The sequence below is a fragment of the Paenibacillus sp. NEAU-GSW1 genome (genome assembly GCF_009737085.1).
GTDB lineage: Bacteria > Bacillota > Bacilli > Paenibacillales > Paenibacillaceae > Pristimantibacillus.
The window spans coordinates 91317-104557 of the sequence record NZ_WOVL01000006.1 but is presented as its reverse complement, the minus strand read 5'-3'; the positions used below and the strand labels follow the sequence as shown (position 1 = coordinate 104557).

The window sequence follows — 13241 nt, the reverse complement described above, 5'->3', positions numbered from 1 at the left end:
GTAAAGTTATAACTATTCAGGGGGCGTCTATATGTCCAAGCCGGTTTCAATGCCGGAGCCGATGCATAAGGCGCTTCCGGTTTTGGAATTGCTGACGGCAAGAGGCTTCGAAGCGGTATTCGTCGGAGGCTGCGTTCGCGACACGATTATGGGACTGCCGATACACGATGTCGACATTGCAACCTCGGCGAAGCCCGATCAGGTGATGGACGTATTTCCGTCATGCATACCGACGGGCTTGCAGCATGGAACTGTCACGGTAAGGCAAAATGGCAAGTCGTACGAGGTGACCACATTCCGAGAGGAATCGGCCTATGAGAAGCATCGAAGGCCCAGCGAGGTTGTTTTCATTTCCAATTTAGACGGCGATTTGCTGCGCCGGGATTTGACGATTAATGCGATAGCGATGAACAAAAAAGGACAGCTGTACGACCCTTTCGGCGGGCTTCAGGATATTCAAAGCCATGCCATCCGTTGCGTCGGCGATGCCGAAGCAAGATTCCAGGAGGACGCGCTGCGCATGCTGCGGGCGGTCCGTTTTGCAGCTAAATTTCGCTATTCATTTACTTATCGGACTTGGCGAGGATTGCGGCTGCATCGCGAATTGCTTGTCCATATCGCGATGGAGCGCGTATTTTCAGAGCTGGACCGGATGCTGGCAGGCAAGGAGCCGGAGCTTGCGATTCATTTGTTGGCAAGGAGCGGACTGCTTCGCCATACGGCAAAGTCTTTGCCAGCCATCGAACGATTGCTGGAGATGTATAGCAATGCTCTGAAAATCAACAACCTTCGGGAACGAATATGCCGTTTGCGGCAAATTGCCGAGCCGGACACCCGTTGGGCGGCATTGCTGCTTTGGAGCGAAGCTTCTATGGAACAAGTCAAAGAAACATTGTCTGCGCTGCGCCTCGCAAGCAAACGCCAGACATCCATTGCGGCTGTTATTTATATAAACAAGGAAATGACGGAATCTGCGCTGCTATTGTCGGATGAGAATAGCAAACGCTTGCGAAGCTGTTGGATCGAATCGGTAATTGCCCATGGCAAAGAGGCGGCCCACAGGTGGCTGGACATTATGAAGCTGGAGTCGAGGCTGCCAAATTTACTGCTGGACAAGCTGTCGATTTGGCTTGAAGCAATGCCGGCCTGTTCCGTAAAGCAGCTCGCAGTCAACGGTAATGAGCTGACGCTGGAGCTTGGCCTGAAACCGGGCGAGTGGCTCGGCAAGCTTATGCGGAAGCTGTTAATGTGCACGGCTGCGGAAGAACTGCCGAATGAACGGCAAGCGCTTCTCGACCAAGCGAAAATATGGATGTCAAAGGATAATGACCATGACCACGAATAAATTGCTCGATCTGTTCGACAATCATGATGGCGAATATGTATCCGGCGAATTGATCAGCCGAGAATTAAATGTGAGCCGCACGGCGGTATGGAAGCAAATTCGCAAGCTTGAGTCGCAAGGATACCAGTTCGAAGCTTCAAGACGGCTTGGTTACAAGCTGCTGTCTATTCCAGATCAATATTCGCCGGAGAAGCTGAACGGCTTGCTGCAAACGCAGCATTTTGCCCGCCCGGTTCATTGGTTTGATTCGGTCGATACGACGCAAAACGTAGCCCAGCAATTGGCGGAAAACGGCGCGCCCGAAGGAACGCTGGTCATTGCCGAGCAGCAGAACAACGGACGCGGCAGAATGGGACGCGGATGGATATCGCCGAAAGGGAAAGGGATATGGATGAGTATGGTGCTTCGTCCAACGATCCCGGTTCATTTCGCGCCGCAATTGACTTTATTGACGGCGGTGGCGTTATGCCGCAGCTTGAGAAGGCTGACAGCGATGCCGATTGGCATTAAATGGCCCAACGATCTTCTGATCGACGGCAAAAAAATAAGCGGCATTCTGCTTGAATCGGCGGCACAAGATACGATGCTCCGTTACATCATTGCAGGCATCGGCATCAGTGTCAATCTTGAAACCTCCGATTATCCGGATGAGCTGCTTGAACGGGTTACATCGCTGCGGATCGCGTCTGGCAAAAAGCTTGAACGCGAGGCGGTAATTGCCGACTTCATGCTGGAATACGAGCAGCTGTACAACGCTTATCAAGCAAATGGATTTGAACCGATAGCAGCGCTATGGGAGTCGTTATCCGTATCGCTCCATAAGCCGGCCAGGCTCACAACGCCGCAAGGCGTTATTGACGGCGTGCCGATTGCGCTTGACCAGAGCGGCGCTATCGAAGTGAGATTGGAAGAAGGAAATACTGTGCTTGTTTTTTCTGCGGAAATGGGCGAACCGGCAAACTAGCGAATCGTTTACGAATCGCTAGTTTTTTGCTACTATGAAGACAGCAGGCGGTATCCAAATGGAGCTGCACTCGCCAATTTTATGCAACGCGTTAACAAACCGGCAACATAACTCTGCTCTGAGCCGTAGGGACCGAGACAGAAGGAAGCAACATAGCAGCAAACGTTTCCTTTTTCGATCGAGGACCTTTTTAGCAGCGGCTAAAAGGTTTTTTTGTGTTTATCCTAAAACTTAAAGGGGATGAAGCTTGATGAGGAAACGATTAACGATTACGGCCCTGAAAGCAATGAAAGTTAAAAAAGATCCGATTACGATGCTGACAGCGTACGATTATCCGTCAGCGGTTCTGGCCGAGGAAGCGGGCATTGATGCTATTCTGGTCGGCGATTCGCTTGGCAATGTTGTGCTCGGATACGATACGACAATACCTGTTACGCTTGAAGACATGATTTATCATACAAAAGCCGTTTCTCGCGGCGCGCGGGAAACGTTTATCGTAACCGACATGCCGTTTATGACATATGGCGTTGGACGAGAATCGACTATGCGCAATGCAGCTCGCATTATGCAAGAAGGCGGAGCGCATGCGCTTAAACTGGAAGGCGGCAGCGATATTGCCGATGAAGTGGCAGCTCTCGTTAAAGCAGGCATACCGGTTATGGGGCATATCGGTCTGACGCCGCAATCGGTTCATCAGCTTGGCGGTTACCGCGTGCAAGGCAAGCTCGACCGTGAAGCGGAAAAACTGATGGAAGACGCGAAGGCGCTGGAGAAAGCAGGCGTGTTTGCAATTGTGCTGGAACTCGTGACGGAGCCTCTTGCTGCTGCTATCAGCCAAGAACTGTCGATCCCGACCATTGGGATTGGAGCAGGGCGAGGCTGTGACGGGCAAGTGCTGGTCTATCATGATCTCATTCAATACAGTTCTCCAGCGATACCGAAAAAGATGGTGAAAACGTATGCGAGCATAGGCGATACGATTCGCAATGCGATTAAAGATTATGTCAGTGACGTAAAGACGAAAGCATTTCCTGCGGAAGAGCATTCCTTTGGCGTTGCGAAAACCGAAATCCAGGAACAAGTGACGCTTTATGGAGCAGCCGGAAGCCTGAATATGCCGTCATTGCAAAGAGAGGAGCAATCCAAACGTGATTGTGTGTCGAACCATTCCTGAGCTTCGTACAGCGATTCGAAACGGCAAGGCGCCTTTGCTTGCCAATGAGTCGACTGTCGGCTTCGTGCCGACGATGGGCTTCTTGCATGAAGGCCATGCCAGCTTAATGAGGCAAAGCGCAGAGGAGAACGGACTGTCGGTTTTGTCGATATTCGTCAATCCGCTTCAATTTGGACCGAACGAAGACTTTGAACGGTATCCGCGCAATGAAGAGCGCGATCTCGCGATTGCAGAACAAAACGGAATCGATATTGTTTTTATTCCGTCGGTGGAAGTGATGTATCCGACCAAGCCGCTTACGAAGGTGCTGGTTGATCAAGTAACGGCCCGGCTGTGCGGCGCTTCGCGGCCCGGCCATTTCGACGGCGTCGGAACGGTCGTCAGCAAGCTGTTTCACCTGGTTCAGCCTGATCGCGCTTATTTCGGAATGAAGGACGCTCAGCAAGTTGCCGTTATTCAGCAAATGACCGACGATTTGAATTTTCCGGTTTCAATCATCCCATGTCCCATTGTCAGGGAACCTGACGGACTGGCGCTTAGCTCGCGCAACGTTTATTTGTCGGCTGAGCAGCGAAGCCAGGCGGTCGTGCTGTCGCAATCGTTGAAGCAGGCAGAGAAGTGGGTCAAGGAGACGGACATTACTGCAGCCGAGCTCGTCGCTCGCGTGAAAGCAATGATCGGAGAAGCACAGCTTGCCGATATTGATTATGTAGAATGGCTGCAATATCCAAGCCTGCAGGCGACGGAGCCGGAAGCTCCGATCAACACGGCTTCGGAATGCTATATTTTGGCGTTGGCTGTCAAATTCGGTTCAACGCGCCTTATCGATAATCATTTATTTGGTACTTTTGGAGGATAATTGCCATGTTTAGAACGATGATGAAGTCGAAATTGCATCGCGCGACGGTGACGGAAGCCAATTTAAATTATGTGGGAAGCATAACGATTGATGAAGATTTGATGGATGCGGCCGATCTTCTCGAAAACGAGAAAGTGCAAATCGTGAATAACAATAACGGAGCCCGCTTTGAAACGTATGTCATTACAGGTCAAAGAGGTTCCGGCGTCATTTGCTTAAACGGCGCGGCTGCACGGCAAGTTCAACCCGGCGATACCGTCATCATTATTTCCTATGCGACAATGTCGAATGAAGACGCTAAAAAACATAAACCGATTGTTACCATATTGGACAGCGACAATCGCCCTTTAAAAAGCTTGACCGAAGAAATTCACGCCACCATCTTGTAAGAGCAGCGGCATAACTTCCTAATTTATTCGTGATCATTAGCGGCAGCTGTATGTAACGGCTGGCATCGGGTATGAAAAACCCCGCCGAAACAAAGAATGAGCATAACAACTCCTTAATTCTTTGGTGAAGGCGGGGATGCGTTAATGTTTCAACATATATTCGAAACCATGCACGAAATGCTGGATCATCTGATCGACGCTTATCCAAGCTCGGTCGGCGATGAAAAATGTCAATACGATGAGCAAATTCAAATGCTGAAGCAGATGAGCGATTCGGTCGTAGAGCAATGGATCGATTTTGAAGAAAAGCTGTCTTTATTGTTGGAGAATGCGCCTGCGCATGCAAGCCAGCCTTGTGCAGATGAAACGCAGCTGATGGCAAAAGCGATGTCGATTAGCAATGCCAAAGTAATGCAGCAGACGTCAGTTCAAACGACTGTAGAGACCCCCGAGCAGCAATTGTATGAAGCTGAGCTTGACATGGTTATTCCGTATGAAATGGCAGATTTAATTTCTAAAGGTCAAGGGTATTATAAACTTTTTATGTTTTCGAATGCGGCGGCTCAATTTCAGCAAGCCGTCAAACAGGCTCCAGAATGCAATTTAGCGCGATTATTTCTGGCAATGACGTTCATGCATTTGCAAAATTGGAGCGAGGCGCAGCGGCATTTTCAATTATTAGTTGCGTTGACGGACTATCCGAAGTGGCGTGCTTTAGGCTATAATGCCCTTGGGTGCATTCAAGCGGTCCATTTGAATATGGAGCATGCGGAGCAGTTTTTCTTGAAGGCTTACGAAGTTTGTCCAAGCTTTAAGGATCCGCTCAGCAACTTGAAGTGCTGCAAAGAAACGCCGCAGCAATTGTCTTTGTTTTTCGGTAGTACCGAGCTTTGCTGCTTGTGAGGAGATCGGTAATTACGATGAAATTTGCAGTTTTGGATTTGGAGACGACAGGGCATGGCGTTGGCGATGAAATATTGCAAGTCGGGCTCGTCGTTGTAAACGACGAGCTTGACGTTGTCGATACGTTTAATTCGTTTGTGCGTCCTACAATACCTATACCGACATATATTACACAGCTTACCGGCATTGATGAAGCGATGGTGGCTGACGCTCCCGAGATCGATGAAGTGCTGATGCAGCTTATTCCTTATTTGGATGACGCCGTTCTGGTTGCGCATAACGTGAATTTCGACGCCGGATTTTTGAATCAGGCGCTGGATCGAAGCGGGTATCATACGTTTGCGGGCAGAAGATTGGATACAATCGAATTGCTTCGCATTCTATACCCGTCTATTACGACTTATCAGCTTGGAGCCGTATCGGAGCTGTTTGGCATCGCGCATGAACAGCATCACCGCGCGGACAGCGACGCGATGGCGACGGCGCTTCTGTTTGCCGAATCTGTTCGCAAACTGCGCAATTTGCCGCTGCTTTCTTTGCAGCGGCTATCCTTCCTTATTGATAACGGATCAGATTTGAGCTGGTTTATCGGCTCAACGCTGCAGCAAGCGGAACAGCAATCTTCAATCGATCTTAATGCGTACCAGTACTTTAATCAATTTGCGATGAAAGCTGGCGAATGGACGGAAGAACAGCCTGCGCGCACCGATCAAGTTCATGATCCGCTTGAAGGCGTTTCATTCGAACAATACTTAGACGGCATCAAACAGCGTTTTATGGAGAAGTTCACGAACTATGAAGAGCGCGAAGCGCAAACGACGATGTTTCATGAAGTATTCGACGCTTTAAACAGCGACAGACATTTGCTGATTGAAGCGGGAACCGGAACGGGCAAATCGCTCGGTTATTTAATACCTTCGCTTTATTATGGAGTGAAAGCAGAGCAGAAAATTGTCGTTAGCACGCATACGATTAATTTGCAGGAGCAGCTGCGCCAGCGCGACCTGCCGCTTCTGAAAGAAGTGCTGCCTTTCGATTTCCGCGCCTCGATATTTAAAGGCAGAGGCAATTATTTATGTCTGCGTAAATTTGAAAGTAAAATTAATACAAAAGATCTTGTCGCTCCGGTCGACGATGCGATTACCGCATCGCAAATGATCGTATGGCTTGGCGAAACCGAGACGGGCGATCAGGAGGAACTGAATTTCAGCAGCAAAGGCGCCGACTTTTGGTCAACAGTGGCTAGCGATGCGGATTCATGCTTGAATCGGGCTTGTCCGTGGTTCAAGCGCTGCTATTATCACCGTGCCAAACACGAAGCAAATATTGCGGATGTATGCATCACTAACCATTCGATGCTGTTTACTGACGTTCAGGCAGATCACCGGCTATTGCCGACTTACAGCCATCTTGTCATCGACGAAGCGCATCATGTGGAGGAAGTAGCCAGCAAGCATCTTGGCATGCAGCTGAACTATTTTTCGTTGACTCATGCAACAACCCGGCTGTTTAAAGACAGCCGCACCGGCTTGCTGCCAGCATTGCGGTTAAAGGTGCAGCAGGAGGGCGAGGATCGCACTGCGGTATGGACGGAAACGATCGACACGATTATTCCCGTCTTCAATGACGTCAAAGAGCATTGGGAGAAGCTGTTCGAGCTGTTATACACCTTTGTCGGGCCAAGCGTGGAAGGCGGCGCAGAGAACGGCCAAGCATCGGCTGTATGCCGTTTGCGCGCCGATCAATTGCCGAGCGGCTGGGAGCATGCGCTCACTTTGGAGATGAATATTTCGACCGAGCTGGGCCGCGTGCTTCGCACTGCCGAGAAGCTGAGCAACGATATGAAGGATCGGCTTGACGATCATGCAACGCAGGCGCTGCTGACCGACTTTAACGGCGCCTTGCGAGATTTGACGCGCGTGAAAGACGATTTGCGTCAATTTATGAAGGTCGAGCAAACGACGGACGTATTCTGGATTGAAGCGAGCACGCAATACCGCTATCGGTCCGTGCAGCTATTTTCCGTTCCGATTGATGTGAGCAGCCAATTGCAGCAATATTTTTTCAATGTGAAAGACAGTATTATTTTGACCTCGGCAACCTTGTCGGTGCAAAAGTCGTTTCAATTTGCGGAAGAGCAGCTAGGGCTTGGCGGGTTCGAAGAAAATAATCGGCTCAAAACGGTACAGCTTCCTTCGCCGTTTAACTACCGTCAGCAAGCGCTTGTCATGATACCGCGCAATTTTCCGACCATGAAAGGCGCGGCAGGCGACCCGCAGTTTATTACGATGCTCGTACAATCGCTGGCGGAAACGGCGGTGGAGACGAAGGGACGTATGTTAGTGCTCTTTACATCGTACCGGATGCTAAAGCAAGTCTATGAGCTGCTTAAGGAAGCTTTGTCGAGCGCGGGTATTCAAGTGATTGGCCAAGGCATCGACAGCGGCAATCGGACGAAGCTGACGCGCCGGTTCACACAGCAGCCGGAATCTGTCCTTCTGGGCACGAGCAGCTTCTGGGAGGGCGTAGACATTCCCGGCGAAGCGCTGACTACGCTCGCCATTGTTAGACTTCCTTTTCAACCGCCGAATCATCCGCTGGTCGAAGCAAAATCGGAGCTGTTGCAAAAGCAAAAGCAAAATCCGTTTATGAAGCTGTCGATCCCGCAGGCGGTTATCCGGTTTAAGCAAGGCTTTGGACGGCTTGTGCGGACGGCAAAGGATAAAGGAATCGTTATTTTGTACGATACGCGGGTTATTGATACGTACTACGGCAAACATTTCTTATATTCGCTGCCGGGACCGAAAATTGAGACGATGCATACCGATCAAATGGTGCCGCGAATACGTGAATGGCTGGCCGATGACTCGGAGATGGAGGGTGTTCGCAGTTGAAGCAAACGAAAATATCGGAGGCGGTCGTTCGCCGGCTGCCAATTTATTTGCAGGTGCTCAATGAGCTGCATCATCGCGAAATCCAGACGATTTCGTCGCAGGAGCTCGGTTTGAAGCTCGATCTAAATCCGGCGCAGATACGCAAGGATTTAGCCTATTTCGGCGATTTCGGCCGTAAAGGGATTGGCTATGACGTAACGTACTTAATCGATAAAATCAAACAAATTTTGAAGCTGGACCAAGCGATTAATGTTGCGCTTGTCGGCGCGGGCAATTTGGGCCACGCGCTTTGCAACTATAACCGCTATGCGAAGGACAGCATGAAGATTGTAGCGGTATTCGATGCGCATCCGAGCAAAGTCGGCAGTAAAATTAACAATTTGACGATTTTGCCGATGGATGCGTTAGAGGATACGGTCAAAGAGCTGCAAATTCGTATCGGCATCATTACAGTGCCGGCATTTGAAGCGCAAAACGTCGCCAATCAATTTATCGACGCTGGAATTGAAGGGATACTGAACTTTGCGCCAGCCATATTGCGGGTGCCTGAGGAAGTGCGAATCCATCATGCCGATTTTACGAGAGAGCTGTTAAGCCTCGCTTATTACTTGGAAAAAGAGAGGAACGAGAGCAATGAGTCAACTTTGGATTGAGAATGGATTGTTCATTACGATGAATGATTCAGAAGCCGTGCTTCGCGGACATATGGTCGTGACAGATGATCGGATTACGTATATTGGAGCTGAAGCGCCTGAACAAGCTTCATTAGCTCCGGATGTGCAGCGCATCGACGGCAGCAAGCTTGCGTTTATGCCCGGTTTGATCAATACGCACGGCCACGCGGCAATGTCGCTGCTTCGAGGCTACTCGGACGATCAAAATTTGCAAGTATGGCTAGAGCAAAAAATGTGGCCGATGGAAGGCAAATATGTCGACAGCGATACGCGTGCCGGCACTGCACTAGCGATTGTAGAAATGCTGAAAACCGGCACTACCGCATTTGTTGATATGTACGATCGAATGGATCAAGTTGCGCAACTGGTTGAGCAATCGGGCATTCGCGGCGTTCTGACACGCGGTGTTATCGGTCTTTGCCCGCCGGATGTGCAGCAAGCCAAATTAGTGGAAGCGACTGCATTCGCCCGCGACTGGAACGGGAAAGCGGACGGCAGAATTTCGACGATGCTGTCGCCGCATGCACCGTATACCTGTCCCCCGGACTATATCGAGAAAATCGTGCAAGCTGCACATGATTTGAATTTGCCGCTGCATACGCATATGTCGGAAACATTGGCTGAAGTTGAGCAAAATGTGCGCGACTATGGAGCGCGTCCGGTTGAGCATCTTGACAAGCTGGGTCTCTTCTCTCGTCCTGCGCTGGTTGCTCATGCGGTTCATCTGAATGATGAAGAAATTGCGCTGCTTGCGGAACGAAACGTTGCCGTATCGCACAATCCGGTCAGCAACCTGAAGCTCGCCAGCGGCATTGCCCGCGTGCCTGAGCTGCTCCGCGCCGGAGTTACAGTCTCGCTTGGCACAGACAGCGTAGCTAGCAACAATAATTTGGATTTGTTCAAAGAAATCAAATTTGCGGCTCTGCTGCACAAAGGCGTATCGGGCGACCCGACGGTCGTTCCGGCGATCGAAGCGCTTCGCATGAGCACGGTCTACGGCGCAAAATCGATCTGGCAGGAAGATAAGCTGGGCGTTCTGGCGGCAGGCATGAAGGCTGATTTTATCGCAATCGATACAGAACAGCCGCATTTCTACCCGCAAACCGATATCGTATCCCATCTCGTTTATGCGGCATCGGGACGAGATGTATTGCATGTGTGGGTTGACGGCAAGCAAGTTGTCCGTGACCGAATTTGCACGCAAATGGATGAGGAGAAAATCCGTTTTGAAGCTGCCGCCAGCTTTGATCGGCTGTTGAACGGCTAAATGAGAGCTGTAATAAAAAAACGGAAGCCGTTTATGACGGTTCAACGCTGGGTAACGTTAGCCGTCATTTGCGGCATTGCGATCGTTGCCGCCGTATTCATTTATTATCGTTATGTGCAGCTGCCCTATTGGTCCGATGAAGCGAAAATAAGAACAGAAACGAAGGAAGCCGCTCAACTCGATTCTGTATCTAAAGCGACGAAGTATGTATGGGAGCACACTTATTGGATTATCGAGGGCGTAGACGGCGAAGGCGAAGACGTGTACATATGGACGCAAGCGGATAAAGACAAGCCTGCTTATGATACGTTAATGCTTCCGCTCGTTATTAAAGCTTCGGAATCCGTTAGCAAATCCGATATAAAAGATATTTTCAAACAAGCCAAGCCGGATGCTGATATTAAACGGATTCAGCCGGGTATGCTAAACGGCGAGCCGGTGTGGGAAATATATTATTCACGCGATGAACACACGACGAAATACTATTATGAATTTTATCGTTTCCGTGACGGTTCCTATGTGACGGAGTATGCGTTGCCGGCCAAATACGCGCCGTAACAGCTGGCACTGTTACCTGTTTTTACACCCCCTTTTTTAGATGTTCATGTGATATACTAGCGTATAGCAAAGCTGATATACGCCGGTTGCATGTAGCATTGAAAGGGGGATTTTTGCATGATGAGAAAAATTCGTATTGTTCCCGTATTGTTTACTGCGGCAGCTGCTGCGCTTGTATTATTCGGCGGCTGGCTGCTCTATACGAAAGTAGCGGTAGAGGGTCCTTTGGATAAAGCGGTAAATGAAATAGCGGACATCGCTTCGGCTGATGCCCCTGTTATAGAGCGTGATCAAGTGACAATTAAATTGACGCTTGCGCCAGACGCAAGCTTGAAAGATGTATACGATTCGATCAATAAAGAAGGTAAAGACGTTATTGGCGGCCGAGAGCTGAAACTCGATATTTCGAATGCGGATTCGAGCGACAAGCTGGAGCGGTTATGGTCGACGGTACTGTTTGATGTTGCTGAGGCGATGGAGAAGAAAAACTATTCGGGCATTCCGACCGCCATGGACAAGATGGCTCAAACAGATGAAGGCAAAGGCGTGAAATCGGTAACGGAAATCGATGAGAAGAACGTTTACATTACGATCATTGACGGCGATCATCGCAAATATGTCGTATTGCCGCGTACGCCGATCATGCTGGAGGTGCCGACTTATGCGTAAGTATGGACTGGAGCTGCTGATCGGGATTGTTCCTGTTTTGTTGATTTTCTTAATATATGCAGGCGTTAATATCATGCCGTTTCTTCTTATTGCCATTCTTGCGGGCGGCGTAACCTTTGCGCTTATGAGCCGAGGAAAAATGACGGCGATGCAAGGCGGCAAGCAAAGGCTGGAAGTATCGGCTGCCTCGATGAGCTTCGAGCAAATCGGCGGACAAGAGCGGGCCAAATCGGAGCTCATTGAAGCGCTCGATTTTTTGGTCCGGCATGAAGAGATTAAGAAGCTGGGCATTCGGCCGATGAAAGGGATTTTGCTGACGGGTCCTCCGGGCACAGGCAAAACGCTGCTTGCGAGAGCTGCGGCACAATATACCGATTCGATTTATTTAGCCGCTTCAGGTTCTGAGTTTGTCGAAATGTACGTCGGCGTCGGCGCTGGCCGTATCCGCGACCTCTTTAAGGAAGCGCGCCAGAAAGCGAAGAAAGCGGGCAAGAGCAGCGCCGTTATTTTCATCGACGAGATCGACGTCATAGGCGGAAAAAGGGATGGCGGTCAGCATCGCGAGTATGACCAGACGCTGAATCAGCTGTTGACCGAAATGGATGGCATTCGTTCGGATGAAGCGCCGCGCATTCTCATTATTGCGGCGACCAACCGGAAAGAAATGCTCGACAGCGCTTTGCTGCGCCCGGGCCGTTTCGATCGCCATATCGGCGTTGAACTGCCGGACAAAAAAGGACGGCTGCATATTTTGAATTTGCATGCGGCCAATAAACCGATTGATCCGTCCATTGATCTGGAGCGAATCGCTTCCGAATCTTTCGGCTTCTCTGGCGCGCAGCTGGAGAGCGTTATGAACGAAGGCGCGATTTACGCCATGCGGGAAGGCAGCGAGCTTATTCAGGAAAGCCATTTGGCTATGGCCATCGATAAAGTAATGATGGGCGAGAAGACTGACCGCGAAGCGACGAAAGAGGAGCGGGACCGGGTCGCGCTGCATGAGCTGGGCCATGCGATAGCAGCTGAGCTGGTCCGTCCGGGCAGCGTATCGCAAGTTGCGCTTTCGCCGCGCGGCCAAGCGCTTGGTTATGTGCGTCATAATCCGCAGCAGGATAAATACTTGTACACGCGCGAATTTTTGGACAGTCAAATCATAATTGCGCTCGGCGGTGCAGCCGCAGAGGAAATTTTTTACGGCGGACGCAGCACTGGGTCTCGCAACGACTTTGAGCAGGCGATGGGCATCGTAAGGACGATGGTTGAAAGCGGCTTGACAGAGCTCGGGATCATCGACGCAAATATGATGACGCCAGAGGTGTGGGCCAAAGTGAACCGTTCGATTTTGGATGATTTGATGGCGAGAACGAAGGGAATGCTGGAGGAAAGACGCCAAGTATTCATGGATGCTCTCGATATCGTCATTCGCGAAGAAACGATTAGCGGAGACAATTTCCGCGAGCTGCTCGGCAGCTTATCGAAGAGCGCGTAAAGTATTACAATTTGAAGGCAGACGTATCGTCTGCCTTCTTTTTTTAGCGAAAATCG

12 protein-coding genes are annotated in these 13241 nt (G+C 50.2%); all 12 read left to right on the top strand.

Going from position 1 to position 13241, the window contains the following annotated elements:
* The first annotated feature begins 31 nt into the window (after positions 1–31).
* The 12 genes from GOM71_RS05830 (at position 32) to GOM71_RS05775 (ending at position 13185) form a co-directional block, all read left to right on the top strand.
* Positions 32–1345 carry a CCA tRNA nucleotidyltransferase gene (locus GOM71_RS05830; protein WP_156278822.1) on the top strand — a complete coding sequence of 438 codons (1314 nt, stop codon included), beginning with the start codon at positions 32–34 and terminating at the stop codon, positions 1343–1345.
* Complete coding sequence (locus tag GOM71_RS05825; protein ID WP_156278821.1) at positions 1332–2309, top strand: biotin--[acetyl-CoA-carboxylase] ligase; 978 nt, start codon at positions 1332–1334, stop codon at positions 2307–2309. Before GOM71_RS05830 ends, GOM71_RS05825 begins: the two co-directional genes overlap by 14 nt.
* Positions 2310–2559: 250 nt before the next feature.
* Positions 2560–3483 carry a 3-methyl-2-oxobutanoate hydroxymethyltransferase gene (gene panB, locus GOM71_RS05820; protein WP_156278820.1) on the top strand — a complete coding sequence of 308 codons (924 nt, stop codon included), beginning with the start codon at positions 2560–2562 and terminating at the stop codon, positions 3481–3483.
* The gene (gene panC / locus GOM71_RS05815; RefSeq protein ID WP_367649476.1) at positions 3458–4342 is read left to right on the top strand and encodes a pantoate--beta-alanine ligase; all 885 of its coding nucleotides are present in this window, start codon (positions 3458–3460) and stop codon (positions 4340–4342) included. Before panB ends, panC begins: the two co-directional genes overlap by 26 nt.
* Before the next feature lie 5 nt (positions 4343–4347).
* Positions 4348–4731, top strand: a complete 384-nt coding sequence (gene panD / locus GOM71_RS05810) for an aspartate 1-decarboxylase (protein WP_156278819.1) — start codon at positions 4348–4350, stop codon at positions 4729–4731.
* Between the two features lie 144 nt (positions 4732–4875).
* A complete protein-coding gene (locus GOM71_RS05805; protein ID WP_156278818.1) occupies positions 4876–5634 on the top strand; it encodes a hypothetical protein in 759 nt (252 codons plus the stop codon).
* 17 nt (positions 5635–5651) lie between these two features.
* Positions 5652–8528: an ATP-dependent DNA helicase DinG gene (gene dinG / locus GOM71_RS05800; RefSeq protein ID WP_156278817.1), complete on the top strand. Its 2877-nt coding sequence runs from the start codon at positions 5652–5654 to the stop codon at positions 8526–8528.
* Positions 8525–9181, top strand: a complete 657-nt coding sequence (locus tag GOM71_RS05795) for a redox-sensing transcriptional repressor Rex (protein ID WP_156278816.1) — start codon at positions 8525–8527, stop codon at positions 9179–9181. Before dinG ends, GOM71_RS05795 begins: the two co-directional genes overlap by 4 nt.
* A complete protein-coding gene (locus GOM71_RS05790; RefSeq protein WP_156278815.1) occupies positions 9162–10469 on the top strand; it encodes an amidohydrolase in 1308 nt (435 codons plus the stop codon). Before GOM71_RS05795 ends, GOM71_RS05790 begins: the two co-directional genes overlap by 20 nt.
* Positions 10470–11027, top strand: a complete 558-nt coding sequence (locus GOM71_RS05785) for a cell wall elongation regulator TseB-like domain-containing protein (RefSeq protein ID WP_173275269.1) — start codon at positions 10470–10472, stop codon at positions 11025–11027. It begins immediately after the preceding gene.
* A 117-nt stretch (positions 11028–11144) separates the two neighbouring features.
* Positions 11145–11696, top strand: coding sequence for a hypothetical protein (locus GOM71_RS05780; RefSeq protein WP_156278813.1), 552 nt, complete (start codon positions 11145–11147; stop codon positions 11694–11696).
* Positions 11689–13185 (top strand): AAA family ATPase, encoded by a 1497-nt coding sequence (locus GOM71_RS05775; protein ID WP_156278812.1) that lies wholly within the window; start codon positions 11689–11691, stop codon positions 13183–13185. The genes GOM71_RS05780 and GOM71_RS05775 overlap by 8 nt, the downstream gene beginning before the upstream one ends.
* Positions 13186–13241 lie beyond the last annotated feature (56 nt).

Excerpts from the sequence above, each read along its gene's own strand:
- GOM71_RS05790 (WP_156278815.1), top strand. The coding sequence starts at position 9,162 with ATGAGTCAACTTTGGATTGAGAATGGATTGTTCATTACGATGAATGAT.
- GOM71_RS05785 (WP_173275269.1), top strand. The coding sequence starts at position 10,470 with ATGAGAGCTGTAATAAAAAAACGGAAGCCGTTTATGACGGTTCAACGC.
- panD (WP_156278819.1), top strand. The coding sequence starts at position 4,348 with ATGTTTAGAACGATGATGAAGTCGAAATTGCATCGCGCGACGGTGACG.
- dinG (WP_156278817.1), top strand. The coding sequence starts at position 5,652 with ATGAAATTTGCAGTTTTGGATTTGGAGACGACAGGGCATGGCGTTGGC.
- GOM71_RS05825 (WP_156278821.1), top strand. The coding sequence starts at position 1,332 with ATGACCACGAATAAATTGCTCGATCTGTTCGACAATCATGATGGCGAA.
- panB (WP_156278820.1), top strand. The coding sequence starts at position 2,560 with ATGAGGAAACGATTAACGATTACGGCCCTGAAAGCAATGAAAGTTAAA.
- GOM71_RS05780 (WP_156278813.1), top strand. The coding sequence starts at position 11,145 with ATGATGAGAAAAATTCGTATTGTTCCCGTATTGTTTACTGCGGCAGCT.
- GOM71_RS05805 (WP_156278818.1), top strand. The coding sequence starts at position 4,876 with ATGTTTCAACATATATTCGAAACCATGCACGAAATGCTGGATCATCTG.
- GOM71_RS05775 (WP_156278812.1), top strand. The coding sequence starts at position 11,689 with ATGCGTAAGTATGGACTGGAGCTGCTGATCGGGATTGTTCCTGTTTTG.
- GOM71_RS05830 (WP_156278822.1), top strand. The coding sequence starts at position 32 with ATGTCCAAGCCGGTTTCAATGCCGGAGCCGATGCATAAGGCGCTTCCG.